At 68.3% G+C, this 25,479-nt stretch carries 26 protein-coding genes; 16 read left to right on the forward strand and 10 right to left on the reverse strand.

Features of this window, described 5'->3' with window-relative positions; all coding sequences use genetic code 11:
- Positions 1-142: 142 nt before the first annotated feature.
- Positions 143-781 (forward strand): PAS domain-containing protein, encoded by a 639-nt coding sequence (locus ACOQOP_RS23030; RefSeq protein WP_420564164.1) that lies wholly within the window; start codon positions 143-145, stop codon positions 779-781.
- 118 nt (positions 782-899) lie between these two features.
- Here the strand turns inward: ACOQOP_RS23030 and ACOQOP_RS23035 are convergent, their stop codons facing one another.
- From ACOQOP_RS23035 to rfaD, 4 genes are all read right to left on the reverse strand, one after another.
- Positions 900-2,033 carry a zinc-dependent alcohol dehydrogenase family protein gene (locus ACOQOP_RS23035; RefSeq protein WP_420564165.1) on the reverse strand — a complete coding sequence of 378 codons (1,134 nt, stop codon included), beginning with the start codon at positions 2,031-2,033 and terminating at the stop codon, positions 900-902.
- A gap of 132 nt (positions 2,034-2,165) precedes the next feature.
- On the reverse strand, positions 2,166-4,094 hold the full coding sequence (locus tag ACOQOP_RS23040) for a hypothetical protein (protein ID WP_420564166.1): 1,929 nt from the start codon (positions 4,092-4,094) through the stop codon (positions 2,166-2,168).
- Entirely contained in the window at positions 4,091-4,915 is an 825-nt protein-coding gene (locus ACOQOP_RS23045; RefSeq protein ID WP_420564167.1) for a metallophosphoesterase family protein, read from the reverse strand. The genes ACOQOP_RS23040 and ACOQOP_RS23045 overlap by 4 nt, the downstream gene beginning before the upstream one ends.
- Positions 4,916-4,933: 18 nt before the next feature.
- A complete protein-coding gene (gene rfaD, locus ACOQOP_RS23050; protein WP_420564168.1) occupies positions 4,934-5,917 on the reverse strand; it encodes an ADP-glyceromanno-heptose 6-epimerase in 984 nt (327 codons plus the stop codon).
- Positions 5,918-6,273: 356 nt separating this feature from the next.
- Here rfaD and ACOQOP_RS23055 point away from each other — a divergent pair, with 356 nt between their 5' ends.
- The 14 genes from ACOQOP_RS23055 (at position 6,274) to ACOQOP_RS23120 (ending at position 18,037) form a co-directional block, all read left to right on the forward strand.
- Complete coding sequence (locus ACOQOP_RS23055) at positions 6,274-6,645, forward strand: accessory factor UbiK family protein (protein ID WP_420564169.1); 372 nt, start codon at positions 6,274-6,276, stop codon at positions 6,643-6,645.
- A 311-nt stretch (positions 6,646-6,956) separates the two neighbouring features.
- Positions 6,957-7,460 carry a YbjN domain-containing protein gene (locus ACOQOP_RS23060; protein ID WP_420564170.1) on the forward strand — a complete coding sequence of 168 codons (504 nt, stop codon included), beginning with the start codon at positions 6,957-6,959 and terminating at the stop codon, positions 7,458-7,460.
- A 42-nt stretch (positions 7,461-7,502) separates the two neighbouring features.
- Positions 7,503-8,321 (forward strand): pyrroline-5-carboxylate reductase, encoded by an 819-nt coding sequence (gene proC / locus ACOQOP_RS23065; RefSeq protein WP_420564171.1) that lies wholly within the window; start codon positions 7,503-7,505, stop codon positions 8,319-8,321.
- Between the two features lie 66 nt (positions 8,322-8,387).
- Positions 8,388-9,032, forward strand: coding sequence for a hypothetical protein (locus ACOQOP_RS23070; protein ID WP_420564172.1), 645 nt, complete (start codon positions 8,388-8,390; stop codon positions 9,030-9,032).
- Between the two features lie 102 nt (positions 9,033-9,134).
- Entirely contained in the window at positions 9,135-10,082 is a 948-nt protein-coding gene (locus ACOQOP_RS23075) for a ribose-phosphate pyrophosphokinase (protein ID WP_322334444.1), read from the forward strand.
- Positions 10,083-10,215: 133 nt separating this feature from the next.
- Complete coding sequence (locus ACOQOP_RS23080; protein ID WP_420564173.1) at positions 10,216-10,887, forward strand: 50S ribosomal protein L25/general stress protein Ctc; 672 nt, start codon at positions 10,216-10,218, stop codon at positions 10,885-10,887.
- A 102-nt stretch (positions 10,888-10,989) separates the two neighbouring features.
- Entirely contained in the window at positions 10,990-11,640 is a 651-nt protein-coding gene (pth, locus tag ACOQOP_RS23085; protein ID WP_420564174.1) for an aminoacyl-tRNA hydrolase, read from the forward strand.
- Between the two features lie 4 nt (positions 11,641-11,644).
- Positions 11,645-12,748, forward strand: a complete 1,104-nt coding sequence (gene ychF, locus ACOQOP_RS23090; RefSeq protein ID WP_420564175.1) for a redox-regulated ATPase YchF — start codon at positions 11,645-11,647, stop codon at positions 12,746-12,748.
- Between the two features lie 24 nt (positions 12,749-12,772).
- Complete coding sequence (locus ACOQOP_RS23095; RefSeq protein ID WP_420564176.1) at positions 12,773-13,441, forward strand: dienelactone hydrolase family protein; 669 nt, start codon at positions 12,773-12,775, stop codon at positions 13,439-13,441.
- Positions 13,442-13,489: 48 nt separating this feature from the next.
- A complete protein-coding gene (locus ACOQOP_RS23100; protein ID WP_420564177.1) occupies positions 13,490-14,029 on the forward strand; it encodes a hypothetical protein in 540 nt (179 codons plus the stop codon).
- Positions 14,026-14,745 (forward strand): SDR family oxidoreductase, encoded by a 720-nt coding sequence (locus ACOQOP_RS23105; RefSeq protein ID WP_420564178.1) that lies wholly within the window; start codon positions 14,026-14,028, stop codon positions 14,743-14,745. The genes ACOQOP_RS23100 and ACOQOP_RS23105 overlap by 4 nt, the downstream gene beginning before the upstream one ends.
- A gap of 10 nt (positions 14,746-14,755) precedes the next feature.
- A complete protein-coding gene (locus tag ACOQOP_RS23110; RefSeq protein WP_420564179.1) occupies positions 14,756-15,856 on the forward strand; it encodes a mandelate racemase/muconate lactonizing enzyme family protein in 1,101 nt (366 codons plus the stop codon).
- Positions 15,857-15,932: 76 nt separating this feature from the next.
- The gene (locus ACOQOP_RS23115; protein WP_420564180.1) at positions 15,933-17,141 is read left to right on the forward strand and encodes a CaiB/BaiF CoA transferase family protein; all 1,209 of its coding nucleotides are present in this window, start codon (positions 15,933-15,935) and stop codon (positions 17,139-17,141) included.
- Entirely contained in the window at positions 17,141-18,037 is an 897-nt protein-coding gene (locus ACOQOP_RS23120; RefSeq protein WP_420564181.1) for an HpcH/HpaI aldolase/citrate lyase family protein, read from the forward strand. The genes ACOQOP_RS23115 and ACOQOP_RS23120 overlap by 1 nt, the downstream gene beginning before the upstream one ends.
- Positions 18,038-18,228: 191 nt before the next feature.
- Here ACOQOP_RS23120 and ACOQOP_RS23125 read toward each other — a convergent pair whose 3' ends face one another.
- Both ACOQOP_RS23125 and ACOQOP_RS23130 read right to left on the reverse strand, forming a co-directional pair.
- Positions 18,229-18,585, reverse strand: coding sequence for a DMT family protein (locus ACOQOP_RS23125; RefSeq protein ID WP_420564182.1), 357 nt, complete (start codon positions 18,583-18,585; stop codon positions 18,229-18,231).
- 126 nt (positions 18,586-18,711) lie between these two features.
- Positions 18,712-19,668 (reverse strand): methyltransferase domain-containing protein, encoded by a 957-nt coding sequence (locus ACOQOP_RS23130; protein WP_420564183.1) that lies wholly within the window; start codon positions 19,666-19,668, stop codon positions 18,712-18,714.
- A 347-nt stretch (positions 19,669-20,015) separates the two neighbouring features.
- Between ACOQOP_RS23130 and ACOQOP_RS23135 the strand changes: the two genes are divergently transcribed.
- On the forward strand, positions 20,016-21,206 hold the full coding sequence (locus ACOQOP_RS23135) for a Bcr/CflA family efflux MFS transporter (RefSeq protein WP_420564184.1): 1,191 nt from the start codon (positions 20,016-20,018) through the stop codon (positions 21,204-21,206).
- A 1-nt stretch (position 21,207) separates the two neighbouring features.
- Here ACOQOP_RS23135 and ACOQOP_RS23140 read toward each other — a convergent pair whose 3' ends face one another.
- From ACOQOP_RS23140 to ACOQOP_RS23155, 4 genes are all read right to left on the reverse strand, one after another.
- Positions 21,208-21,897: a class I SAM-dependent methyltransferase gene (locus ACOQOP_RS23140; protein WP_420564185.1), complete on the reverse strand. Its 690-nt coding sequence runs from the start codon at positions 21,895-21,897 to the stop codon at positions 21,208-21,210.
- A gap of 4 nt (positions 21,898-21,901) precedes the next feature.
- Entirely contained in the window at positions 21,902-23,116 is a 1,215-nt protein-coding gene (locus tag ACOQOP_RS23145) for a DUF3419 family protein (RefSeq protein ID WP_420564186.1), read from the reverse strand.
- 128 nt (positions 23,117-23,244) lie between these two features.
- On the reverse strand, positions 23,245-23,631 hold the full coding sequence (locus ACOQOP_RS23150) for a hypothetical protein (RefSeq protein WP_420564187.1): 387 nt from the start codon (positions 23,629-23,631) through the stop codon (positions 23,245-23,247).
- A 195-nt stretch (positions 23,632-23,826) separates the two neighbouring features.
- Positions 23,827-25,428 carry an ABC transporter substrate-binding protein gene (locus ACOQOP_RS23155; RefSeq protein ID WP_420564188.1) on the reverse strand — a complete coding sequence of 534 codons (1,602 nt, stop codon included), beginning with the start codon at positions 25,426-25,428 and terminating at the stop codon, positions 23,827-23,829.
- Positions 25,429-25,479 lie beyond the last annotated feature (51 nt).

The raw sequence follows: 25,479 nt of genomic DNA on the forward strand, positions 1-25,479 counted from the left end.
TCATAAATAGGCTTTAACCTCCACATAGAACCAATCGTTCACATGAACGATCACGCACCGTTACGCGAGGTCACGCTTCATCGCCGGACTGAGTCGGCGACAGCGCTCCGCTCCGGTGCAGTGTCCGAGGCAGGTAAGGCCGGTGTCCATCCGAGAGAACAACGCAATTCTGGCGCTTCGTGAAAGCTGGCCCGGGGCCTTCCTGGTGAAGGAGCCGGTGCGCGACATGCGCCAGGAGGCGGATCGGGTGGCGGCCGGGCTGGTGCAGGGTGACCGCACCGAGCTCGACCGGCTGTTCGAGAGCATGGACAGCAGCGCCCCCGAGCTGGTCTGGTCGCCGGCCTCGGGTGACCTCTCCTGCGACATCCTTGCCTTCCTGCGGCACTACTGGGCCGAGCGCCGGCGCGGCGCCGAGCTGCCCCTGTCGCGCGAGATCGACGCCTTGGATCTGGTCCCCGCCCTCGGCTACATCATGCTGATGGAGCCCCTGGAGGGCGGCAGCGACTTCCTCTACCGGGTCTACGGCTCGCGGATCGTCGACTATTCGAAGACCGAGATGACCGGCAAGCGGGTCTGGGATGTGCCCTCGCCGCTGGTCGCGGCGTATTTCGCGGCGTCCTATCGGGCGGTCTGCATCCGGCGGGAACCGCTCTACACCTTCCACCGCTCCCGGCTTGCCCAGTTCCATGCCCAGTGGGAGCGGCTGATCCTGCCCTTCGTGAACGAGCAGGGTGACGTCACCCGGCTGCTGGTCGGCAACGTGCCGAGCCTGCAGCGCTAGGGAGAGGCGGCGAGCCGGGTAGGTGGGCCCGGCTCGCCCCTTTCCTGTCTTCTAAAGCCAATCGCTTAGAGGACGATTCACGGTTCAGATCGCGTCGATCTGAACCGATCGTGCTCTATCAGGCGTGCGGCGTCAGGATCTGGCGCACCGCCTCGCCGGACACCAGCTTGTCGAAGCCCCTGTTCACCCCGTCGAAGCCCACATGCTCGCCGATCAGCTGGTCGACGGGCAGGCGGCCCTGGCGGAACGCCTCCAGATATTTCGGGATGTCGCGCACCGGCACGCAGGAGCCCATGTAGCTGCCGCGCACGGCGATCTCGCGGCTGACCAGATCGGCCGCCGGGATCGGGAAGTCCTCGCCCTGGGGCGACAGGCCGACCGTGACGAGCTGGCCGCCGGTCTTCAGCACGTCGTAGCCGGTCTTCAGCGCCGGGATCACGCCCGCGCCCTCCAGCGAGACGTCCACGCCGCCGCCGGTCAGGTCCTTGATCTGCTGGACATGGTCCGGCTCGCGGGCGTCGACCGTGTGATGGGCGCCGAGCTGGCGGGCGAGGCCGAGCTTGGCCGGGTTGATGTCGACGGCGATCACCTGGGCCGCCCCGCCGAGAATGGCGCCGAGCATGGCCGAGAAGCCGACGCCGCCGAGGCCGATCACGGCGACCTTGTCGCCCGGCGCCACACGGGCGGCGTTCAGGGCCGCCCCCACGCCGGTCATCACCGCGCAGCCGAAGATGGCGGCGGTCTCCAGCGGGATGTCGCCGTCGATCTTCACCACCGAGCCGCGGTCGACCACGGCGTATTCGGCGAAGCAGGACACGCCGGTCTGGTGGTTGATCGGGTTGCCCTTGGCATCCTTCAGGCGCTTGCCGCCGCCCATCAGGTCGCCCTTGGCGCGGGCCACCGCATGGGCCTCGCAGATCTGCGGCCGACCCTCCTGGCAGCGCGCGCACCGGCCGCAGGAGGCGGAGAACTGGAAGACGACCGGATCGCCCGCCTTGATGTCGCGGATGCCGGGGCCGACCTCCACGACCTCGCCGGCGCCCTCATGGCCGAGCACGACCGGCAGCGGGCGGGGGCGCGAGCCGTTGATCACCGACAGGTCGGAGTGGCACAGGCCGGCGCCGACGATCTTGACCAGCAGCTCGCCCGGGCCCGGCGGATCCAGCTCCACCTCTTCGATGGCCAGGGGGGTGCTTTTGACATAGGGCATCTCGGCCCCGATCTCGCGCAGGACGCAGGCACGCATCTTCATCTGAATTTTCCTCCGGGCGTCGTGGACGACGTCTATGTTTGATGGATTGGGTTTGATGGATTGGCCACGAGCCTATCGCGCCGCACGGAGCCCCGCCAGCCATCGAAATCGGCCGCGGTCGGAGCCGCGGGTTCAGCGCAGCGGATGCAGGGTCAGCGCGAACTGGTCGGCGAAGGCCCAGTCGGCGAGGTCCGGGACGTCGACCTGCACGGAGGTGACCCGGTGCGGATCCTCCTTGCCGTCGAACTCCTCGAACAGCGCCCGGGCATCCGCCGCATCGGCCATGTAGGGCGACAGGATGAAGCCGGCCCGGGCGATCCCGGGGATCAGCCGGTGCCGGCGCTCCGACCCGTCGGCCAGGGTGACCGCGATCTCCACCGTCGGCATCTGGTGCAGCAGGGTGAGAAGACGGCCGGCCGCCGACAGCCGCAGGTCGATGGTCGCCAGGATCGGACCGTCCAGCGCCGGCAGCTCGACACGCTGCCCCGGTCGCGTCGGCAGGGTCTCGCCCGGCCCGACCCCGTCCGGCGCGTCCTCGGCCCGGCGACGCAGCACCAGCACGTCGATCTTGCCGTCCAGGTGCTGCACCGGCCCGATCCGGCGGACGGCCTCGTAGCGGCGCATCAGCACCGGCCAGAGCGGCCCACCGGCCAGGCTGGGATAGCGGTTGTCGATCGAGCCGGGCGCCAGGAGCATCGTCTGCGGGGCGTCGTCGCCTTCCAGGAACCGGCGGTTGGCCTCGATCAGGGCGGCCGTGTAGGTCGAATACTCCTGGAACACCGGCCGCGGCGCGTAGGTCGCGGTACCGGCGAGGTCGGCGGCGATCAGCGCGCCCTGGATGGACGGCACGGTGTCGACCCGGCCGAGGCCCTCGGGCAAGGCGTTGCGCATGCGGATCCTGTCGAGGACGGCGTTGCGCTGGGCCTGTCGCTCGGCGGCCCAGCCGGACGGGTCGGCGATCAGGCGGGCGCCGGTCACGAGCGTGCCGATCGGGTTGTCCACCAAGGCCTGCCGCACCAGCCCGCCGAGACTGAAGCCCGGCGCGATCGACAACCGTATCGGGGTGAGCAGGGCGACGCACAGGGCCACCGCCATCAGCAGCCGGGAGAGCCAGCCGTCCCGCAGGATCGCCGCCACCAGGACGCCGGCGATCCCCAGGCAGCTCCAGGCGGTCAGGCTATGCAGGTCGTGGCGGGTGAAGCCGGCCTTGTAGGTGACGAACCAGAACACCGCCAGCGCCAGCAGCATCAGCCGCACCGACCGGTCTTGCAGCGCCTGCTCCCGCACCGCCTGGACGATCAGGAGACCCAGGATGGCGACGCTGGCGGCGAGGAAGGCGGCAAGCTCGATCGCCCGCAGGGCGCTGAACACCGCCATCGCCCGGCTGAAGCCGGAGGCGACGTCCAGGCTGAGGGCGACGAAATCCGGCAGGGCGGCGATGGGCTGTCCCGCGGCGGTATAGGCCAGCAGGGCGCCGGCCACCAGAAAGGGGGTGAGCACCGGCGGGCGGCGCTGGGTCATCCGGTCGATATCGACGATCTCCAGCAGGACCAGCGCCAGCACCGCGAAGGTCGTCTTGATCAGGGCGGCGAACCCGCAATAGGCGGCGACCGCCAGCAGGTACCACAGGGCGGACCGCTCGGCGCCGCGGGCATGCACCAGCACCGCCAGCACGGGCAGCAGGAAGTAGGCGCTGTCCGTGGAAAAGGGGAGGGCGAGGGCGACGGCCACCAGCACGGCCCCGATCTGCCAGGTCCGCGCGTGCTCCAGCAGCAGGGCGACGCCGAGGCCGATGAGCAGCGCCCGGACCGCCGAGGCGGCCAGCAGGCCGGCGGCCAGGTCCGGATGGAAGATTCGCTGGAAGTGATAGCCGAAGGGACCGAAGGTGAAGACGATGTCCCGGCCCCACTGCCAGCCGCGCAGGAAGGCCTGCTCCATCACCAGCCCCCAGGACGGGTCGAGCCCGTCTCCCGGCATCGACAGGGTGAGCGGGGCGAGCACCAGGAAGATCGCGACGACGATCCCACCCAGGGCCAGTCGGTGGCGCAGGCCCGCGGTCACGCCACGATCACCCGCAGATACTCCGCGATGCCGCGCCCGTGGTCCCATTGCCGGGGATAGCCGAGCGACACCTCCTCGAAGCGGGTGTCGCCGCGCATGTCGGTGCGCCGGGTGTGCAGGTGGCCGGTCACCACCGCATAGGCGTTGAAGCGGCTGTGCCAGTCCTCGGTGCGCACTGTGCCGCACCAGGGGGTGAAGCGCGGCACGCGGGGAATGCGCACCAGGTCCCGGCGCAGCGGCCAGTGGTTCACCAGGACGGTGCGGGCGCCGGCGGGGATCTCCGCGTGCAGGCGCTTCTCGGTCTGCGCCAGCCGGGCGTGGCACCAGGCGATGCGGGTCTCGTGAGGGGCCGGCGAGAGCAGGATCTCGTCGCTGCAGACGTTGTGGGTTTCCTCCGCCCATTCGACCACCGAGTCGAGCGGCACGTCGTCGGGCCGGAAGCTGTAGTCGTAGAGCAGGAACATCGGCGCGATGGCCAGTTGCCCGACCCCGTGCGGCACCGGTCCGGGCCAAAGCGGGAAGGGATCCTCCGGCGTGACGACGCCGACCGCCCGCGCCCGGGCGACCAGCGCCTCGTAGCGGGCGACCCCCACCGGCTCGTCGGCGCTCGGTCGCGACCAGAGTTCATGGTTGCCGGGCACCCAGATCACCTTGGCGAACCGGTCGGCGAGCAGGGCGAGCGCGTCGGCCACCATGTCGATCCGCTCGGCCACGTCCCCGGCGACGATCAGCCAGTCGTCGGGATGTGGCGGCAGCGCGTCCAGCGCCTCGCGGTTGACCGCGCCCGCCAGGTGCAGGTCGGAGATCGCCAGCAGCCGCATCCGCCCGCTCCTCGCCGCTCAGCGGTAGGGGTCGTCGGAGGTCAGGAAGCCCTTCACATACCGCCGGACCCCTTCCTCCAGGCTGGTGAACTGGTCCGGGTATCCCGCCTCGCGCAGCCGGTCCATGCGGGCCTGGGTGAAGTACTGGTAGCGGTCGCGGATCGCCTCGGGCATCTCGATGAACTCGATCCGCTCCTCCTGGCCCAGGGCGGAGAACACGGCGCGGGCGAGATCGGCGAAGCTGCGCGCCGCCCCGGTGCCCAGGTTGAAGATGCCGTTCACCTTCGGCGTCTCCAGCAGCCACAGCATCACCCGCACGCAGTCGTCCACATAGACGAAGTCGCGGAGCTGGCCGCCATCGGGATAGTCCGGATGATGCGAGGTGAAGAGCTTGGCCGGTTCGCCGGCGGCGATCTTCGGGGTGATCTGGGCGATCACGCTCTTCATCGTGTCCTTGTGGTACTCGTTGGGTCCGTAGACGTTGAAGAACTTCAGGCCGACCCATTGCGGCGGATGCACGCCGGCCGCCGCCATCTTCACCGCCTGGCGGTCGAAGGCGTGCTTGGACCAGCCATAGGCGTTCATCGGCCGCAGGGTGGCGAGACCGTCGGCGCTGTCGTCATCGTCGAACCCGGCCTCGCCGTTGCCGTAGGTGGCGGCCGAGGAGGCGTAGATCATCCGGGTGCGGGTCTCGGCACACCAGTGCCAGAGCCGCTTCGGCAGGGTGATGTTCTCGCGCACGATCAGGTCGGCATCGCGCTCGGTCGTCGCCGAGATCGCGCCCATGTGGAAGATCGTGTCCACGTCGCCCCGGTGGTCGTTCAGGAACTCGAAGATGTCCTCCGGCGGGACGATGGCGGCGAGGTCGCGCTTGGCGATGTTGCGCCACTTGTCGTCGGTGCCCAGCCGGTCGACCACGACGATGTCTCCACCGACGGCCTCTTCCAGCCCGGCGACGAGGTTGGACCCGATGAAACCGGCGCCGCCGGTGACGATGATCATGGCTGGGATAGGCTCCTGGACGGACGGATCTGCATTCGCCGACACGCTACACGAACGCCTCGCGAGGCCCAACGGTTTGCGCCGAGTTTCAGTCGCCATCCCGGACGAGACCGTCCCGGATTTAATCCGGGATTGATCCGGGCTCGGGCCGGGACCCGGCGATGGCCGCAGGGAACTTGATCCTGATTTGCATCAGGATGACGGGGAGGGGGGAGACTAAGACTTTGCCGTAGTCCTGACGCAAGTCAGGACCAAGCCTCCGTCGCCCGGAGAAAGGGCGAAAGCGCGCTCGGACAACCCCATCCTTGATCCCGCGTGCCACCGGTGACATATCCACATGGTCCAGGAGGTGAGCCATGCAGACCCGCAGCCGTTTGTTCGACGATCTCGCCCGTGTCGCCAACGGGGCGCTGAGTGCGGCGGCCGGTGTGCGCGCCGAGATCGAGCAGCTCGTCCACCAGCAGTTCGAGCGCTTCCTGGCCGACCGCGACCTGGTCACCCGCGAGGAGTTCGAGGCGGTGGAAGCCATGGCCGCCAAGGCGCGCCGCGAGCAGGCCGCCCTGGAGACGCGCATCGCCGAGCTGGAGGCCAAGCTGGGCGAGGCGAAGAAGACCGCGCCGAAGCGCAAGGCCGCCAGCGGCGACCGCCGCCGGGCCTCCACCACGGCCACCCGCCGGGCCGCCACGCGCAAGACCAAGGCCGACGAAACGCCGACCAAAGACGAGTGATTCGTCGGGTTTTCGGCCCGGCTCTCGCACCTGCGGGAGCCGTGTGACCGAACCGTGTCATTGCCCACGGCGCGGGTAATCCCCCGAAATCAATGCCTTCCGGCACGCGCTGAATATCGCGTGTGAAGCCTCTCGCGTACGCAAAATCTTGTGTTGAATGGGCGACTCCAGTTTGTGAGGCTATTCATCGTGGTGATTCGGCGGCCCACACCACAAGATGTGGCCGACCTGAGCAGAGTGTCGTCCGCTCTTTTCCGACCCCGGGCCGCCCCGACGCGCCGGTTCGCGCGCCAAAGGGGGACCATCCCGACATGTCGGTCACCTATGTCGACTCCACCGTCGTCCATCAGAACCCGCTGGATCTGCTCGAGGAGCTGGTCGGGGCCAACGAATGGGCCTTCGATCGCGCCGGTTCCGATGAAATGGCCGTGGAGATCTCCGGTCGCTGGTGCGACTACCGACTGTACTTCCTGTGGCAGGAGGACCTGGGCGCGCTGCATTTCTCCTGCCTGCTGGAGAGCAAGGTTCCGGTGGAGAAGCGGCGGGAGGTCAGCGTGCTGCTCACCCTGCTGAACGAGAAGCTCTGGCTCGGTCATTTCGATCTCGGCTCCGACGACGGGGTGCCGCTGTACCGCCACACCCTGCTGGTGCGCGGCACCGGCGGCGTCTCGGTGGAGCAGATGGAGGATCTCGTGGAAGTCGCCCTGAGCGAGGCGGAGCGGTTCTTCCCGGCCTTCCAGTTCGTGATCTGGGGCGGTAAGACGGCGGAGGAGGCGGTGGCCGCTTCCATGCTCGACGTCGCCGGAGAAGCCTGACAGCCTTTCCAGCGCGACTGCTGACAAGAAAAGGCTGAGGAAATGTCCAAACCCCTGGTGCTCATCGGCTGCGGCAAGATGGGCGGAGCGATGCTGGCCGGCTGGCTGGAAAGCGGAGAAGCGGCCGGCGGCGTCCATGTCGTGGAACCCCATGCCCAGGCGATGGGCGATCTGGCCAAGCGCAAGGGCGTGACGGTCTACGACAGCGCCGACGCCCTGCCGGGCGATCTCAAGCCGAGTGTGGTGATCCTCGCGGTGAAGCCGCAGATGATGGACGAGGCCCTGGTGCCGCTGGCGACGCTGGCCGGCTCCGGCGCCTATTTCCTGTCGATCGCCGCCGGCAAGACCATCGGCTATTTCGAGAAGAAGCTGGGGGCGTCGGCGCCGATCGTGCGGGCGATGCCGAACACCCCGGCGGCTGTCGGTCGGGGCATCACCGCCTATGTCGCCAACGACCATGTCTCCGCCGACCAGAAGGCCCAGGCGCACCGGCTGCTGGAGGCGGTGGGCGAGGCCGTGGAAGCCGAGACCGAGGACCAGATCGACGCGGTGACCGCGCTGTCGGGCGGCGGACCGGCCTATGTGTTCCTGCTGATCGAGACCCTGGCGGCGGCCGGGGTGAAGGCGGGCCTGCCCGAGGACATGGCCATGCGCCTGGCCCGGGTGACGGTGTCCGGCTCCGGCGAGCTGGCGCGCCAGTCGTCGGAGGAGGCCTCGCAGCTCCGCATCAATGTCACCAGCCCGGGCGGCACGACGGCCGAGGCGCTGAAGGTGCTGATGGCCGAGGGGACCGGCATCCAGCCGATCTTCGACGCCGCGATCGCCGCCGCCACCGCCCGCTCCAAGGAACTGGCGGGCTGACTCCCACCCGCCGGCTTCTTGAGACACGTGTCTTGATGCCGGGCTGCGAGGGGACATATCCATCCTATGACCGACGCAACCGACATGGCGGGCCAGCCCGCGACGGCTTCCGATCTGCTGGCCGACGCCGCGCTGGAGATCGCCGGCACCGAGGGTTGGCGGTCGGTGACCCTGGCCGGCGCAGCGGCGCGGGCGGGCATCGATCCGCTCACCGCCCGGCGCACCCTGCGCTGCAAGGCCGGACTGCTGGCGGCGATCTCTTCCCGGGTCGATGCCGCCATGGTGGCCGCCCTGGACGAGGATGCGACCGATCCGGCGATCCCGGTGCGCGACCGGCTGTTCGAGGCGTTGATGGCGCGGCTGGACTTCGTGGCCGCGAACCGGGCGGCCTTCGTGTCGATTCTCGACGGTCTGCCGCGCGATCCGGGCACGGCCCTGGCCAGCCTGCCGAGTCTGGGCCGGTCCATGGCGCGCACCCTGGACGCGGTGGGTGACCGCACCGCACCGCCCTTCGGTCCGCTGAAGGTGAAGGGGTTGGCACTGGTGTGGCTGGCGACTCTGCGGGTCTGGCACGGCGACGACAGCCCGGACATGGCCGCCACCATGAAGGCGCTGGATGGTTATCTCGCCCGGGCCGAAGAGATGGCAAATACCTTCATCCCGGGGGCAAGGGTGGTTAACGCCCCGGCCGAGGCCCAGGAGCCGGTGTAACCGAACCGACTTCTAACTTGCGGGCCGGGATGACGCTGGGTAAGGTCGCGCCGCTTCTCCCGGGTGCCTATCCGCCCCGCCCGTTATCTCGTCGGTAGGTCCATGTCGACACGCGCCCCGAAGATCCTGGCCTGCAATTCCAACAGGCCCCTGGCCGAGGCCATTTCCGCCTATCTGAACCTGCCGCTGACCAAGGCGGATATCCGACGGTTCTCCGACATGGAGGTCTTCGTGGAGATCCAGGAGAACATCCGTGGCGAGGACGTGTTCGTGGTGCAGTCCACGAGCTATCCGGCCAACGACAACCTGATGGAGCTGCTGGTCACGCTGGACGCCCTGCGCCGCAGCTCGGCAAGGCGCATCACGGCAGTGATCCCGTATTACGGCTATGCCCGCCAGGACCGTAAGTCCGGCCCGCGCACGCCGATCTCCGCCAAGCTGGTCGCCAACCTGATCACCAAGGCCGGCGCCGACCGCGTTCTGACGATCGACCTGCACGCCGGTCAGATCCAGGGCTTCTTCGACATTCCGACCGACAACCTGTTCGCCGCCCCGGTGTTCATCGACGACATCAAGGCGCGCTACGGCGACGAGAAGCTGGTCGTGGTCTCTCCCGACGTGGGTGGCGTGGTCCGCGCCCGCGCGGTGGCCAGCCGCATCCATGCCGACCTCGCCATCATCGACAAGCGGCGCGAGCGCGCCGGCGTGTCGGAGGTGATGAACATCATCGGCGACGTGGACGGCCGGCGCTGCGTGCTGGTGGACGACATCGTCGACAGCGGCGGCACGCTCTGCAACGCCGCCGAGGCTCTGATCCAGGCCGGGGCGATCTCCGCCGACGCCTACATCACCCACGGCGTGCTGTCCGGCGGTGCCGTGGCACGCGTGACCTCCTCGCCGCTGACCTCGCTGGTCACCACGGACTCGATCCAGGCGACCGAGGCGGTGCGGGTGGCCCACAACATCCGCAAGCTGACCGTCGCCCCGCTTCTGGGCGAGGCGATCCAGCGGATCAGCGAAGAGCGCTCGGTCTCCAGCCTGTTCAACTGACCACCTTGGTCGCCTGAGTCGAAATTCGGCGGATAACCGCCGTTTGGGGTGGCGCGGAACGAGGTTTCGCGCTATACGCCCCGCCTTGTCCGCCCGGCACCCCTGGAGGCCGGGCCTTTCATAGGAGAGTAGCATGGCTGACGTTGCCACGTTGAACGCCAGCGTGCGCGATCGGGTCGGTAAGGGGTCCGCCCGGGCTGCGCGTCGCGAGGGGTTCGTCCCCGCCGTTATCTACGGCGACAAGAAAGATCCGCTGCCGATTCAGATCGAGAAGCGTGAACTCGACAAGCTGCTGAAAAAGCCGGGATTCTTCTCCCACCTGGTCGACCTCAAGGTCGGGTCGGAGAGCCACCGTGTCCTGCCGCGCGACCTGCAGCAGCACCCGGTGAACGACTTTGCCTGGCATGTCGACTTCCTGCGCGTGTCGGCCACCAGCGAGCTGACCGTCGATGTCCCGGTCGAGTTCATCAACGAAGACAAGGCCCCGGGCCTGAAGCGTGGCGGCGTGCTGAACGTCGTGCGCCACACCGTCGAGATGAACTGCCGCGCCGACAACATCCCGGAGAAGCTGGTCGTCGACCTGACCGGTCTCGCAATCGGCGATTCCGTGCACATCTCCGCGATCACGCTGCCGGCCGGTGCGACCCCGGTGATCGATGACCGCGACTTCACCGTCGCCACCATCGCGTCGCCGACCGTCGTCGCCGAGGCCGACGCCGAAGAGACCGCCGCCGCCGAGGAAGCCAAGGCCGAGGCCGAGGACGCCGAAGAGGACGAGGGCGAGGAGGAGAGCGAGGAGAACTGATCTCCCCGCCTCATCCGCACGAGCCTCGGCGCCCGCGATCCAGACCCCGGATCGCGGGCGCTGGCATTTTGAGCCCGATCTTTACGACGCGCGAGGATCCCCATGCTGCTGTTCGTCGGCCTCGGCAATCCCGGACCGAAATACGAGGGCAACCGCCACAATATCGGCTTCATGGCCGTGGAGGAGATCGCCCGCCGCTACAGCTTCGGCCCCTGGCGCGCCCGCTTTCAGGGCCTGGCCAGCGAGGGCGTGATCGCCGGCGAGAAGGTCATGGTGCTGAAGCCGATGACCTTCATGAACGAGAGCGGCCGGGCGGTCGGCGAGGCGGTGCGGTTCTTCAAGCTGCCGGTGGACGCGGTCTCCGTGTTCTACGACGAACTCGACCTCGCGCCCGGCAAGATGCGGCTGAAGCGCGGCGGCGGCTCCGGCGGCCATAACGGCATCCGCGACATCGACCGCCATATCGACACCAACTACCGCCGGGTCCGGCTCGGCATCGGCCATCCGGGCGACAAGAACAAGGTCCACAGCTACGTGCTCTCCGACTTCGCCAAGGCGGAGAAGGGCGCGTGGCTGGAGACCCTGCTCGACGCGGTGGCCCGGGAGGTGGGCGAACTGGTGCGCGGCGACGAGGCGCGGTTCATGAGCCTGGTGGCCCATGCCGTGTTCCCCCCGCCGCCGAAACCGGCTAAACCCGCGCCGGACAAGACGAGCGACACACCGAAAAACTCTCCAGCCAGCGACGGAGCGTGAGCCCATGGGCTTCAACTGCGGCATCGTCGGCCTGCCGAATGTCGGCAAGTCGACGCTTTTCAACGCGCTGACCGCCACCGCGGCGGCCGAGGCGGCGAACTACCCGTTCTGCACGATCGAGCCGAATACCGGCCGGGTCGCGGTGCCGGATCAGCGCCTGGACGAGCTGGCGAAGATCGCCAAGTCGGCCAAGATCCTGCCGACCCAGATCGAGTTCGTGGACATCGCCGGCCTGGTGAAGGGAGCGAGCAAGGGCGAAGGGCTGGGCAACCAGTTCCTTGCCAATATCCGCGAGACCCACGCCATCATCCACGTGCTGCGCTGCTTCGAGGGCGAGGTCACCCATGTGGACGGCTCGGTCGACCCGATCCGCGACGCCGAGACCGTCGAGACCGAGCTGATGCTGGCCGATCTGGAGAGCGTGGAGAAGCGTATCCCGGCGCTGGAGAAGCGGGTGCGCGGCCAGGACAAGGAAGCCAAGGCGCTGATGCCGCTGATGCAGCGGGTCGCCGAGGTGCTGCGCGACGGCAAGCCCGCCCGGGTGATGCTGGCCGACCTGGACGCCGAGGAGACCCGGCTGTTCGCCCAGATGCAGCTTCTGACCGCCAAGCCGGTGCTCTACGTGTGCAACGTGGAGGAGGAGAATGCCGGGACCGGCAACGCGCTGTCGGCCAAGGTCGCCGAGAAGGCCGCCGCCGAGGGCACCGAAGCCGTCGTGATCTCCGCCGCCATCGAGGCCGAGATCGCCCAGCTCTCCGATCCGGCGGAGAAGCAGGAGTTCCTGGACAGCCTGGAGCTGGACGAGCCCGGCCTGACCAAGCTGATCCGCGCCGGCTACAAGCTGCTCAACCTGCTGACCTTCTTCACCGTCGGACCGAAGGAGGCGCGGGCCTGGACCGTGCGCCGCGGGGCGAAGGCGCCCGAAGCCGCCGGCGAGATCCACACCGATTTCCAGCGCGGCTTCATCCGGGCCGAGACCATCTCCTACGCCGACTACGTCGCCACCGGCGGCGAGCAGGGGGCCAAGGACGCCGGCAAGATGCGGGTGGAAGGCTCCGAATACGTGGTGCAGGATGGCGACGTCTTCCATTTCCGCTTCAACGTCTGATCACTGAAAACCGGGGGAAACACCATGGCCGACACGCTCAAGCTGAAGGCTTCCGACGGTCACGCCTTCGACGCCTATCTCGCCCAGCCGTCCGGCAAGCCGCGCGGCGGTCTGGTGGTGATCCAGGAGATCTTCGGCGTGAACAGCCACATGAAGAGCGTGGCCGACGCCTATGCCGAGGACGGTTACCTGGCGATCTGCCCGGCGCTGTACGACCGCTACAAGCCGGGCATCGAGCTCGGCTATGACGAGGATGACGTGACCGAGGGACGCGAGATTCGCGCCAAGGTCGGCAATGACGACCCGCTGCTGGACATCGCGGCGGCCGCCGACGCCGTGCGTTCGGCCGGCCGGGTCGGCGTGGTCGGTTACTGCTGGGGCGGCACCCTGACCTGGCTCGCGGCGACCAAGCTCGACGGCTTCTCCGTCGCCTCCAGCTATTACGGCGGCGGAATCGGCGGTCTGGTCGATCTGCAGCCGAAATGCCCGGTGATCTTCCATTTCGGCGAGCAGGACCACGCCATCCCGATGGACGAGGTGGAGAAGCTTCGCAAGGCTCATCCGGACCTGCCGGTGCATGTCTATCCGGCCGGCCACGGCTTCAACTGCGACGCCCGCGGCAGCTACGAGCCGAAGAGTGCCGAGATCGCCCGCGAGCGCACCCTGCAGTTCTTCAAGCAGCATATGGGCTGAGGCCCAGCGGGACTTCCGCCCGCCGCCCATGCGGCCTAGTGTTGCCGTATGGGGAGAGGTGCCGAGGACGGCGGGTGGCCGACCGACTGCGCCCAGTGTTTCGGTCTGTGCTGCATCGCGCTTGCCCATCAGCCGGCGGCCGGGTTTCCGGCCGTCAAGGCGCCGGACTCCGTCTGCTGCCATCTGACCGCCGAGTTCCGCTGCGCCGTCTTCGAGCGGCTGGAGGCGGCCGGCTACCCCATATGCCGGGCCTATGACTGCTTCGGGGCCGGCCCCGTCGTCAGCGCGCGGATGCGGGCCGAGTGGGGGCCGTGGACGCCGGCGATGGTCGCCGGTGCGGCGGGTCACCTCGCCGGTTTCCGGGAGCTGGCGCGGCTGCGGATGCTGATCACCGCTCTGCGTCGCGAGGGATCGGCGGACGCCGAAGCGCTTGCCGACCGCCTCGATCCGGTCGCCGACGCCTTCCGCCGGACCGGCCGGGTCGAGATCGATGCGGAGACCGCGCAGTTCATGCGTTGGCACGAGCCCTTGATCTCGGCCATTCTGGCACCGCTCAAAGAACAGACGAAAAGCAGGGAGGGACCATGAGCGGTCTTGAAGGCAAGGTCGCCGTCATCACCGGTGCGACCAGCGGAATCGGTCTCGCCACGGCCGAGGCGCTGTCGGCGCGCGGGGTGAAGCTGGTGCTGCACGGCCGCCGCGGCGAGATCCTGCAGGCCCATGCCGCCCGGCTCCCGAACTGCGAGGTGCTGGCCGGCGACATCGCCGATCCCGCCACCCCCGACGCCCTGGTCGAGCTGGCGATGAAGCGCTTCGGGCGGATGGACATCGCCTTCGCCAATGCCGGGCTGATCGCCAGCGGGCCGGTCGACGACATCGACCTGGACGCCATGTCGGACATGCTGCGGGTCAATATCGACGCCACCTTCCGCTTCGCCTACACCGCGCTGCGCCACATGAAGAAGGCGGGCGGCGGCGACATGCTGTTCACCGGCTCGGTGCTGGGCACCAAGACGCGGCCGAATGCCGGCGCCTACGCGGCGACGAAATACGCCATCGAGGCCCTGGCGGAATCCCTGCGGATGGAGTTGGCGGGCACCGGCGTGCGCGTGGCGGTGGTCGAGCCGGGGTTGGTGCGCACCGACCTGCACCGGGACTACGAGGTTCGGCCGGAGGTCAGCCAGGGCGTGCCGCAGCCGCTCACCCCCGCGGACGTGGCCCGGGCCGTGGTCTTCGCGGTGGAGCAGCCCGCTTCGGTGCTGGTCCCGCGGATCATGGTCCTGCCGTCCAGCCAGAACGTCTGAGGAAACGCCCATGAAGATCACCGGCCTGCGAACCCGCGCCATCGAGATCCCGTTCGACATGCCCATCGGCACCGCCATCCACCGGATCGAGGGTGTCGCCGGCCTGCTGGTCTGGCTCGACACCGACGAGGGCATCACCGGCGAGAGCTACCTCTGGGCCATCGGCAAACACCGGCTCCCTGTGCTGGACGCCATCACCCGGATGCTGGGCGAGCGGATGATCGGCCGGGACCCGCGCGACACCACCGCCCGCTTCGACGAGATGTGGGGCGAGATCAACTTCCTCGGCCATAAGGGCGTGTCGCTGTTCGGCATCGCCGCCATCGACTGGGCCTGCTGGGACATCCTCGGCCAGTCGCTCGGCGCCTCGGTCTCCCGCCTGCTGGGGCGCCGGCGCGACCGGGTGCGGACCTATGCCTCCGGCGGTCTCTGGGCGTCGATGACGATCCCCGAGCTTCAGGCCCAGGCCCGCGACTTCCTCGACCAGGGCTTCCAGGCCATGAAGATGCGCATTGGCAAGCCGGATATCGGCGAGGATATCGAGCGGGTCGCCGCCGTCCGCGACGCCATCGGCCCGCATGTGGAGTTGATGGCCGATGCCAACCAGGGCCTCACGGTATCTCACGCCATCCGGCTCGGCCGGCGGCTGGAGGAGTTCAAGCTGGTCTGGTTCGAGGAGCCGGTGCAGGCCTACGACCTGGAGGGCTCGGCCCGGGTGGCCGCCGAGATCGACACGCCGATCGCCAGCGGCGAGACCGAATACGGCCGTTACGGCTTCCGCGACATGCTGGAGCGCAAGTCGGCCGACGTGCTGATGCCCGACCTGGAGCGGGTCGGCGGCATCACCGAGTGGATCCGCGTCGCCAACATGGCCGCCGCCTACGACGTGCCGGTCAGCCCGCACCTGTTCACCGAGCACTGCCTGCAGATCTGCGGTGCCGTGTCGAACATCAACTACGCCGAACACATGCCCTGGTTCCGGCCGCTGTTCAGCGAGCAGGTCGAGCTGGTGGACGGCGATCTGCTGATCCCCGACGTGCCGGGCCTGGGCTTCCGCTTCGATCCGGACGCGGTAGAAAGGTATGCACTGGACCGCCGCGCCCAGGGATGAAAAACATAAGACCAAGAAACGAGGCGGGCGGGTTCTCCGCCGCTGCGATAATCCGGTATCTGGAGGAAATGGACGCATGAGTGGCGTCGAGAAGGAGTGGGTGGGCGACGTTCCCGGCGCCCTGGATGGAATTCGTGTCCTCGACATGTCGCGCCTGATCGCCGGCAACGCGGTGACCCATCTGCTGGCCGACCACGGGGCCGAGGTCATCAAGATCGAGAAGCCGGGCACCGGTGACGACCTGCGGGCCTGGAACACGGCGGGGGTGACGACCCACTGGAAGGTCATCTGCCGCAACAAAAAGAGCGTCACCCTGAACTTCCGCCAGGAAGGCGCCATCGACCTGATGCTCGACCTGGTCGCCTCGGCGCGGGTGCTGGTGGAGAACTTCAAGCCCGGCACCCTGGAGAAGATGGGCATCGGCCCGGACGTTCTGCTGGAGCGCAACCCGAACCTGATCATCATCCGGATCTCCGGCTGGGGACAGGACGGGATGTGGTCGCATCGGCCGGGCTTCGGCTCCCTCGTGGAGGCGATGAGCGGGTTCGCCGCCATGAACGGTTTCGCCGACCGCCCGCCGGTCCTGCCGCCGCTGGCGCTGGCCGACATGATCGCCGGGCTCTACGGCGCCTTCTCGGCCATGGTGGCGATCCGCGAGATCGAGGTGAAGAAGGGACCGGGCCAGGTGATCGACCTCACCCTGTTCGAGCCGATCCACTCGGTCCTCGGCCCGATCATCGCCAATTACGACCTCACCCAGAGCGTGCCGGAGCGCACCGGTTCCCTGTCGAACCAGTCCGCGCCGCGCAACGTCTACCAGTGCAAGGACGGCAAATACGTGGCGCTGAGCGCCTCCATGCAGGCCATGGCCGAGCGGCTGCTGCGCACCATCGGCCGCGAGGATCTGGTGGATGACCCGAAGTTCCGCACCAATACCGACCGGGTCGCCAACCGCCACGAGCTCGACCCCATCGTCGGCGCCTTCATGGCCGAGCGGACTCAGGCGGAGAATCTGGAGATCTTCGAGAAGGCCGGCGTGACCGTCGGCGCGGTGCCGGATGTGGGCGAGCTGGCCGTGCACCCGTATCCGCTCGACCGCGAGGCCATCGTCTCCATGCCCGATGCCGATGTCGGCCGGATCGCCATGCACAACGTTATCCCGCGCATGTCCGGCAGCCCGGCGCAGCTTCGCACGCCGGCCCCGGAACTGGGGCAGCACAACGAGGAAATCTGGCCCGCCCTCGGCCACGACACCGAGACCCTGCGGGCGAAAGGACTGATCTGATGACCGCCCAATCTGCCCGCCCCGCCCCGCTCTGGCGCTCGCTGCTGTATGTCCCGGCCAATGCCGAGCGTTTCGTCGCCAAGGCCGGGGAGCGCGGCGCCGACGTGGTGATCCTCGATGTGGAGGACTCGATCCCGCCGGACCGCAAGGAGGAGGCGCGCGCCGCCCTGCCGGGGTCCATCGCCACGGTCGCCAAGGCCGGCACGGTGGAGGTCATGGTCCGCATCAACCGGCCCTGGCGGCTGGCCATCGCCGACCTGGAGGCCGCCGTGATTCCCGGCCTGGACGCGCTGTGTCTGCCGAAGGTCGACAGCGCCGACCACATCCGCGCCATCGACGAGGTGGTGGGCGAGCTGGAGGCCGAGCGCGGCCTGCCGGCCGGCCATGTGCGCTACGCCGCGCTGGTGGAGACGGCGAAGGGCGTGCACGAGGCCCGGGCCATCGCCAAGGCGAGCCCGCGCGTGGCGGCGATCACCCTGGGGGGCGAGGATATGGCGGCCGATTTGGGCCTGCCGGAACCGGACCCGGCCGTTCTCGACCCCTATGACGCGCTGGTGCGACTGGCGGCGCGGGAGGCGGGGATCATCCCGCTCGGCTATCCAGGCTCCATCGCCGAGTTCACCGATCTCGACGCCTTCCGCCGCGGGGCGGAGCAGGGACGGCGCAACGGCTCGGAGGGCGGCATGGGCATCCACCCGGCGCAGATCCCCGTGCTGAACGCCGCGTTCACCCCGAGCGAGGAGGAGATCGCCCATGCCGAGGGCCTGCTGGCCGCGTTCAAGGACGCGCTGGCCCAGGGCAAGGGGGCGGTGGCCTACAAGGGCAAGATGATCGACAAGCCGATCGTCGACCGCGCCGAGCGCATCGTGGCGGTCGCATCGCGGCTGAAGCGGTAGGGGAAGGGCGGGCCGCAGCATTCATGCTGCCTCCGTTCCGCCCTTCTCTCACTTCCCGGCCCTGTGCCGGGACCCACCCCCGGGGCCGCACTGTGGTTGGGGCATGACTTCTCACTGCTGCGGCGCTTGGCTGGTGTAGGTCCCGGCACAAGGCCGGGAAATGCGATTGTTTGGAGGAGAGGGGAGATCCCTCACCCCCAAGGCTTGAAGAACACCAGGGCCGCCCCGCCGGCGATCATGCCCAGGCCGATGAGCTGGCTCGGGGCGATGCTCTCCTTCAGATATAGGAAGGAGAACGCCACGAAGACCGCGATGGTGATGACCTCCTGGATCGTCTTGAGCTGGGCGGCACTGTAGACCGCGTGGCCGATCCGGTTGGCCGGAACCGCCAGGCAGTATTCCGCCAGCGCGATGCCCCAGCTCACCAGGATCACCACGAGCAGCGGCGTCGCCTTGAACTTCAGGTGGCCGTACCAGGCGAAGGTCATGAACACGTTGGACGCCACCAGCATCAGCGGCGGCAGGACATAGCTCAAGGTCGGGGTCACGGGGTTCTCCGGGGAACAGGGCGGCGCTCGGCCGGCGGGGCAGGGTATCGGCGATACGATACCCCGCTCCCGGGCGCCGGTACGACGGCTGACTGGGGGATGGCGGGCCGGCGCAGCGAACAGCCGCTATGAGATGATCCGAGGCTCCGGATCGAGATCGTTGGGCCCGGCCGAGACCGCGGCTCCGGCGAGCGGCCGCTGCACGGTGAAGATATGGCCGGACAGCGGCTTGCCCGCCTCCTGGCGCAGCACCTCGGTACGCTGGTCGAGCACCGTCAGCCGGGCCGCCGCCGCCATCGCCCGCACGTAGTCTGCCGAGTGGCCGTAGCGCAGGGTCGGCAGCAGGCGCATCACCTCGCTCTCCGCCCCGCCGGTGGTGTCCAGCGCCTCGACGGTGAAGACCGCCCGTCCGCCGGAATGCAGCGCCATGCCGAGCCCGGTCATCACCTGGTCCAGCGCGCCCACATAGTTCAGCACGTCGCCGGCCACGATCCAGTCGTAGAGCCGCGGCGGGTTGTAGAGGAAGGCGGCGATGTCGCCCTGGTACAGCCCGTCATAGATCTTCTTGGCCCGGGCCTTCTCCAGCATGCCCTCCGACAGGTCGACGCCGTCGAGCCAGGCGCAGTGCCGGCGCAGCCGCTCGCCGATCAGCCCGGTGCCGCAGCCGAGATCGAGCACGCTGCCGAGGCCGTCCGGCGCGCCGCTGTCGATGATGTCGGCGATCAGCGCCGGCCCCTGATACGCCAGATCCTGCAGCAGCGACCGCTCGAACCGGCCGGCGAAATCGTCGAACAGGGCCTGGACATAGGGCGTCTGGGTCATGTCCGGCTGCGGGGCGGCCCCCAGCAGCGCCAGGTGCAGCATGGCACCGTGGCGGTCCTCGTCGGTGATCTCGAGATAGCGCCGGAAGCTGACCACCGCCTCCTCGCGCAGGCCGAGCTTGGCCTGGGTCTCGCCGGTGAGGATGAGAAGGTCGGGCCAGTCCGGCGCGATCTCCCGGGTCTGTTCGAGCAGCGACAGCGCGCCCTCCAGGTCGCCCTGGTCGAGCAGCGCACGCGCATAGCCGACGCGGCGGTCGGCCAAGGGATCCCTGGATGTCATGGTATGAGCGACGGAACCGTGGAGCGCGCGAGGGGCGCCTGGGCTGCCCGACCCTCCGAAAAGCCTGAGATCGCGCAAAATACTCCCAAGCGGACGCGACGGATAGCGTCTTCGCTGAGTATGCCGATCCGCGTCCGGCGTATGGGTCGGTGGCCGGCATGCTTGCCGCCGTTGGCGCCACCGGATAGCGTTTCGTCAGGAGATAGCGAATGACCCGAACCATCATCATCGTCGTAGGCACGAGGCGCATGGACCCGTAGTGGAACCCAGTCCCGTCTGCCATGCGCCCCCGAACCCTCGTTCGGGGGCTTTTTGTTTGGAAGGCACCCATGATCCCGTTCCGGGCAAGTACGCCGCCGCATCTGGTCACGCTGATCCTTCTGGCGGCGACCTCGACGATGACGCTGAACCTGATCGTTCCGTCGCTGACCAACATCGCCGCCGACCTGCAGGCCGACTACGCTGTGATCAGCCTGGCGCTGGGTGGCTATCTGGCGACGACCGCGCTGGTGGAGTTCAGTGTCGGGCCGCTCTCCGACCGGATCGGGCGCCGGCCGGTGCTGCTGGTCGCCCTGACCGTCTTCACCCTGGCTTCCCTGGCGGGTGCGGTGGCGCAAAGCGTGGAGACCTTCCTCGCCGCCCGGATGCTCCAGGCGGGTGTGATCTCCGGCTACGTGCTGTCGCTGGCGATCGTGCGCGATACCCATGACGGCTCGGAGGTGGCGCGGCTGCTGGGGAAGATCGCCATGGCGATGGCCATCGCGCCGATGCTGGGTCCGATGGTCGGCAGCCTGCTGGACGCGGCCCTCGGCTGGCGGGCGATCTTCGTGCTGTACGGGGCGATCGGCGCGGCGCTGCTGTGCCTCGTCTGGATGGATCTGGGTGAGACGCTGCCGGGCGACGATGGTTCCCGGGACGCAGCCCTCCCGGGACCGGGCGCGCTGATTCGACAGCCGCTGTTCTGGTGCTACGCCCTGTGCACGACCTTCTCCACCGGCGCCTTCTACATCTTCCTCGCGGGGGCGCCGCCGATCGCTGCCCGCGTGTTCGAGATCCCCACCGCGGGCCTGGGCATCTTCGTCGGCAGCATCACCGCCGGGTTCATGACAGGGAGCTTCCTGGGCGGCCGACTGTCCTGCCGCTGGGCGACGACGCGTGTGATGCTGGTCGGCCGGTTGGTCGCCTGTGTGGGGCTGCTCGCCGGCATGGCGGTCCTGTCTTCCGGAGTGGTGCTGCCGCTGCTCTATTTCGGCAGCACGATCTTCGTCGGGATCGGCAACGGGCTGACCATGCCCAGCAGCAACGCCGGGGCGATGTCCGTCCTGCCGCGCTTGGCCGGTACAGCCGCAGGCTTTACCGGCGGCATGACGCTTGCCGTTGGGGCGGTGCTGACCACGGGGACGGGAGCGCTGATCGCCGACCGGCCGGAGCCGATGCTGCTTCTGGCGCTGATGTTCGCCGCGTCTTTCGCCGGTCTGCTGGCGGCGCTCGGTGCCATCCGGCTGGAGCGCCGACGCTAGGTCAGGGCCGGCGCAGGTCGGCGCGGAAGGCGTAGCCGCGGAAGATCGGGCGGATGTCGACCTCGGCCCGGCCCGACGCCTTTAACTCGCGCAGATAGCCGATCAACTCCGGCCGCACATGCACGCCGAACAGGTCGAGCCACCAGAACAGCATGCGCCGGAACCAGCCGGGCAGGCCGGCCTGGTCGCCGAAATCGACGATATGCACGCGGCCGCCCGGCTTGAGCGAGGTCACGGCGTGCTCGATCGACTCCCGCCAGGGCGGGATCATCGACAGGGAGTAGGAGAACACGATCCGGTCCAGCGGCTCGGACAGGCCGAACGAGGCCTCCGGGTCGAACCGCTCGGCGAAGCCGTGGACCAGGGGCAGGCGGTCGGCGAGGCCGGCCCGGTCGATCTTGGCCTGGGCGGAGCGCAGCATCTCGGTCGACGCGTCCAGCCCCATCAGCCGCGCCTTCGGGTACCGCCGGGCCATCAGCACCAGGTTGCGGCCGGTGCCGCAGCCGATCTCGCAGACCGTCTCGCCCGGCTGCAGATCCAGCTCGGCGATGAGCTGGTCGCGGCCGAGCAGGTAATAGGCACGGCTCAGGTCGTAGATGTGGCGCTGCAGCCGATACATGTCGTCCATCTTGCGATGGACGACGCTGGTATCGCTGCCGCTCCCGTCCTGGCCGCGGACATCGTCCGCCATCGGGTCAGTCCTTGAGGGTGTACAGGTGGAAGCCGCCATAGATCGACGAGCGGTCGGCCGCCGTGTGCGCCTTGCTCTCCGCCTCGTGATACTGGAAGCGGTCCAGCATCTCGTTGGGGATGCGGCCGGGTAGGATGCTCTCCTCGCCGGCGGTGCGGAAGATCACCCGGGTGCCCGGCTTGGCCGTGCGCAGGATCTCGCCCCACAGCTCGGTGAGCTGCTCGGTCGTCATCCAGTCCTGGGCGTCGAGCAGGACGTAGCGGTCCAGCGACTGGTCCGCCTGGGTCTGCAGGTAGGAGGTCACCGAGGTCTGCTTGAACTCCACCTGGTCCAGCTTGCCCTGGAGCTCCTCGTAGTACCGCTCCTGCAGGTAGCGCGGCACGGCGATGCGGCTGACCTTGTCATAGCCGCGGCCGAAGGCCTGCCAGGCGAAGTAGTTGTCGGTGAACGGGAAGTCGCAGGCCAGCCGCTCCAGGCGGTCGCGCATGAGCCCGGCCATGTTGCCGCCGGAGGAGGCCGACAGCTCCTGGAACTGTGCCGGCGGGATGCCGAGGCCGAAATAGCTGACCGGCAGGCGGCAGATCGCCTTCATCACCGCGGTCTCGAAGATCGGCTCGATCAGGGTCTCGAACAGCCAGCGCTGCTCTTCCAGATTGCGGGCGGTCAGCAGACGCTTAGGGTTCTTGCCGCTCAGCCGGGCGACCAGATGCAGCAGGCCGATGAAGCGGCCGAGCACCCCGTGCTTGTAGATGTTGCGGGCGAACAGGTTGATCCGCCGACCGGTCAGGCCGCGGCGCATCCAGTAGGCATGGGTCTCGGGATCGAGATGGTCGCGCACATGCTTGTGGAAGGCGCGCACGTTGCCCTTCTCGTCGGCATGGCCGAACAGGCGGAAGAAGGACTCATAGCTCGGCAGGTGCTTCAGCGCGGCGATCTTCAGGTGGCACAGCGCGATATGGTGCGGGTTCAGGTCGACGGCGGTGACCCTCTGCGGGTTCTCCGTCAGGTAGTTCAGGACGTTGCAGCCGCCCGACGCGATCGTCAGGATCCGGCTCTCCGGGGTGAGGCGCAGCGCCTTCAGGTCGACCTCCGGGTCCTCCCAGATCTGCGGGTAGACCAGGCCGTGGAACATCACGATGAAGGCACGGTCGAGGACACCGCGCTTGGTGAAGCGGCGGTGCGGGGTCACGGCGTCCGACAGCAGGGGGTTCTTCTTCATCTCTCACGCCTCCAGGGATCGACGGCACACACTAGCCGAGACACGCGGCGGCGGCGCCCGATCGCATAGCGATTTCATCAAAACTTCACGGGTTCCGCCATTCGTCGCGGAACGGAGCCGTTTTCAGGCTATTTGCCGGGCGCTTTCGCGGTCTCAGGCTTCCCGGCAGCGCCGCCTTCGAGCGGATAGTACCCTATTCTGAGCGCGAATCGATTCCGGATCGACTCCAGCACCTTCTCGCTCTCGCGGGGCATCGGGATCTTGCGGTCGAGCGCGAAGAGCAGCAGGGCGCCGACCACCTCCTGAGGCTCGAACTTGACCTTAATCTCCACACCGGAGTCCGGGAGCATCCGCAGCAGGCCGGTCGGCGGCGCCTCTCCCGCCACACCGCCGACGGGCTCCGCCCCGACCACGGTGCCGAGCGGCAGCCTGCGGCCGCTCTTCTGGCAGAATTTCACCAGGGCTTGGGCCGCCTCGTGCGGGGTGAAGACGATGAACCGGAACTCGGACGGCATGGGAAGGCCTTCGTCGCAATTGGGTATTTGAATAAAGATGTAGCAGTCTAATGGTTAACGTCCCCATAACGCCGATGGAAAATCGGTGCGGGGATCGGCGGTGGTCGACTGCGCGGTCGGAAGGGGGGCGAGAAAAGATGCGCCGACATCCCAGGGCGGGACGTCGGCGCGGTGTTCGGGGGCCTGCGGCCGCGGTCAGTCGATCTTGACGTGCCGCATGTCGAACTGGTTGTCCGCCCGCTGCTCCAGGGACACGTTGGCGCGCTTGCCCCAGGCCAGACCCTGCTGATGCAGCGGGATGTAGCCCCGCTCGTTGTGCAGGATGGTGTAGGCGTCGCGGATCATCGCGTCACGCTTCTCGGCGTCGGTCTCCGACAGGACCTTGTCGGTCAGCGCGTCGAACTCCTTGTTGGAGTAGCCGCCGAGGTTGAACTTGCCCCGACCGCTCTCCTCCGGCGTGCCGATGATGTTGTACATCACGTTCCAGCTGTCGAAGGAGCCGGGCGTCCAGCCCAGCAGGTAGAAGCTGGTGTCGCGCTTCGGTGCCAGGATCTTGGCGAAGTACTGCGCCTTCGGCTGGGCCAGAAGGTTCACCTTCACGTTGGCCCGGGCCAGCATGGCCACGACCGCCTGACAGATCGCCTCGTCGTTGACGTAGCGGTTGTTCGGGCAGTCCATGGTCACCTCGAAGCCGTCCGGATAGCCGGCTTCCGCCAGCAGCTTCTTGGCCATCTCGGCATCGGCCTCGAGCCGGGTGAACTCGTCCGAATGGGTGAACAGGAACGGCGAGATCATCAGGGCGGACGGGGTCGACAGACCGCGCATCACCTTCTTCTGGATCAGCTCGACGTCGATCGCGCGGTAGAACGCCTCACGGACGCGCACGTCCTTGAACGGGTTCTTGCCCTTCACGCTGGAGTACAGAAGCTCGTCGCGCTCCTGGTCCATGCCCAGGAAGATCGTGCGCAGTTCCGGGCCCGCCAGGACCTCGGCATTGGGATCGCCCTCGATGCGCTCCATGTCCTGCACCGGGACCGGGTACATCATGTCGATCTCGCCCGACAGCAGCGCGGCCACGCGGGTCGCGTCCGATCCGATCGGCGTGAAGATCACCTCGGTCAGGTTGTGGGTCTTGTTCGGCGTGTCCCACCAGCCCTCATAGGGGACCATGACGGTCTTCACGTCGGTCTCGCGCGACTGAATCATGAACGGCCCGGTGCCGTTGGCGTTCCGGGTGGCGTAGTTCTCGGTGCCGCCGGTCACGTCGGTCGGCGCCTCGGCCCCGTTCGCCTCGGCCCATTCCTTGTCCATGATGTACCAGGTCGCCCACTCGTAATGCAGAATGGGGTTCGGCGCATCGGTGACGAAGTCGACCGTGTAGTCGTCGACCTTGATGATGTCGGTAACGCCGGCGAGGCGGGTCTTCAGGTCGGACCCGTCCTTGCGCACGCGCTCCGCGGAGAACAGCACGTCGTCGGCGGTGAAGTCGTTGCCGTTATGGAACTTCACGCCCTGGCGCAGATGGAAGCGCCACTTGGTCGGCTCCAGGATCTCCCAGCTCTCGGCCAGGGCCGGCTGGATGTCCAGCGTCGACGAACGACGGATCAGCCCCTCGTAGATGTTGCCCAGCAGGCCGAGGGTGAAGGTCTCGTTCAGCGAGTAGGGATCCAGGGACTGCGCGTCGCCCTGGAAGGCCCATTTGAAGGTTTTCGCCTCGGCGCATGACGCCGCCAGGAACATTGCCCCGGCCCCCAGTCCGGCGATCAGATATCGGGCGAACCCGCGTGTAGTCTGCATGGCTGTTATCTCCTCCATCCCCTGCTTAATGGTCGATGTTAACCAGCTGCC

This window comes from Thalassobaculum sp., from assembly GCF_965223715.1.
Classification (GTDB): Bacteria; Pseudomonadota; Alphaproteobacteria; order Thalassobaculales; family Thalassobaculaceae; genus Thalassobaculum.

What these genes read in the sequence shown, in the direction of transcription:
- ACOQOP_RS23035 (WP_420564165.1), bottom strand. Translation starts at nt 2,033, where the DNA reads ATGAAGATGCGTGCCTGCGTCCTGCGCGAGATCGGGGCCGAGATGCCC.
- ACOQOP_RS23045 (WP_420564167.1), bottom strand. Translation starts at nt 4,915, where the DNA reads ATGCGGCTGCTGGCGATCTCCGACCTGCACCTGGCGGGCGCGGTCAAC.
- rfaD (WP_420564168.1), bottom strand. Translation starts at nt 5,917, where the DNA reads ATGATCATCGTCACCGGCGGCGCCGGTTTCATCGGGTCCAACCTCGTC.
- ACOQOP_RS23055 (WP_420564169.1), top strand. Translation starts at nt 6,274, where the DNA reads ATGCAGACCCGCAGCCGTTTGTTCGACGATCTCGCCCGTGTCGCCAAC.
- ACOQOP_RS23060 (WP_420564170.1), top strand. Translation starts at nt 6,957, where the DNA reads ATGTCGGTCACCTATGTCGACTCCACCGTCGTCCATCAGAACCCGCTG.
- proC (WP_420564171.1), top strand. Translation starts at nt 7,503, where the DNA reads ATGTCCAAACCCCTGGTGCTCATCGGCTGCGGCAAGATGGGCGGAGCG.
- ACOQOP_RS23070 (WP_420564172.1), top strand. Translation starts at nt 8,388, where the DNA reads ATGACCGACGCAACCGACATGGCGGGCCAGCCCGCGACGGCTTCCGAT.
- ACOQOP_RS23075 (WP_322334444.1), top strand. Translation starts at nt 9,135, where the DNA reads ATGTCGACACGCGCCCCGAAGATCCTGGCCTGCAATTCCAACAGGCCC.
- ACOQOP_RS23080 (WP_420564173.1), top strand. Translation starts at nt 10,216, where the DNA reads ATGGCTGACGTTGCCACGTTGAACGCCAGCGTGCGCGATCGGGTCGGT.
- pth (WP_420564174.1), top strand. Translation starts at nt 10,990, where the DNA reads ATGCTGCTGTTCGTCGGCCTCGGCAATCCCGGACCGAAATACGAGGGC.
- ychF (WP_420564175.1), top strand. Translation starts at nt 11,645, where the DNA reads ATGGGCTTCAACTGCGGCATCGTCGGCCTGCCGAATGTCGGCAAGTCG.
- ACOQOP_RS23095 (WP_420564176.1), top strand. Translation starts at nt 12,773, where the DNA reads ATGGCCGACACGCTCAAGCTGAAGGCTTCCGACGGTCACGCCTTCGAC.
- ACOQOP_RS23100 (WP_420564177.1), top strand. Translation starts at nt 13,490, where the DNA reads ATGGGGAGAGGTGCCGAGGACGGCGGGTGGCCGACCGACTGCGCCCAG.
- ACOQOP_RS23105 (WP_420564178.1), top strand. Translation starts at nt 14,026, where the DNA reads ATGAGCGGTCTTGAAGGCAAGGTCGCCGTCATCACCGGTGCGACCAGC.
- ACOQOP_RS23110 (WP_420564179.1), top strand. Translation starts at nt 14,756, where the DNA reads ATGAAGATCACCGGCCTGCGAACCCGCGCCATCGAGATCCCGTTCGAC.
- ACOQOP_RS23115 (WP_420564180.1), top strand. Translation starts at nt 15,933, where the DNA reads ATGAGTGGCGTCGAGAAGGAGTGGGTGGGCGACGTTCCCGGCGCCCTG.
- ACOQOP_RS23120 (WP_420564181.1), top strand. Translation starts at nt 17,141, where the DNA reads ATGACCGCCCAATCTGCCCGCCCCGCCCCGCTCTGGCGCTCGCTGCTG.
- ACOQOP_RS23135 (WP_420564184.1), top strand. Translation starts at nt 20,016, where the DNA reads ATGATCCCGTTCCGGGCAAGTACGCCGCCGCATCTGGTCACGCTGATC.
- ACOQOP_RS23140 (WP_420564185.1), bottom strand. Translation starts at nt 21,897, where the DNA reads ATGGCGGACGATGTCCGCGGCCAGGACGGGAGCGGCAGCGATACCAGC.
- ACOQOP_RS23145 (WP_420564186.1), bottom strand. Translation starts at nt 23,116, where the DNA reads ATGAAGAAGAACCCCCTGCTGTCGGACGCCGTGACCCCGCACCGCCGC.
- ACOQOP_RS23150 (WP_420564187.1), bottom strand. Translation starts at nt 23,631, where the DNA reads ATGCCGTCCGAGTTCCGGTTCATCGTCTTCACCCCGCACGAGGCGGCC.
- ACOQOP_RS23155 (WP_420564188.1), bottom strand. Translation starts at nt 25,428, where the DNA reads ATGCAGACTACACGCGGGTTCGCCCGATATCTGATCGCCGGACTGGGG.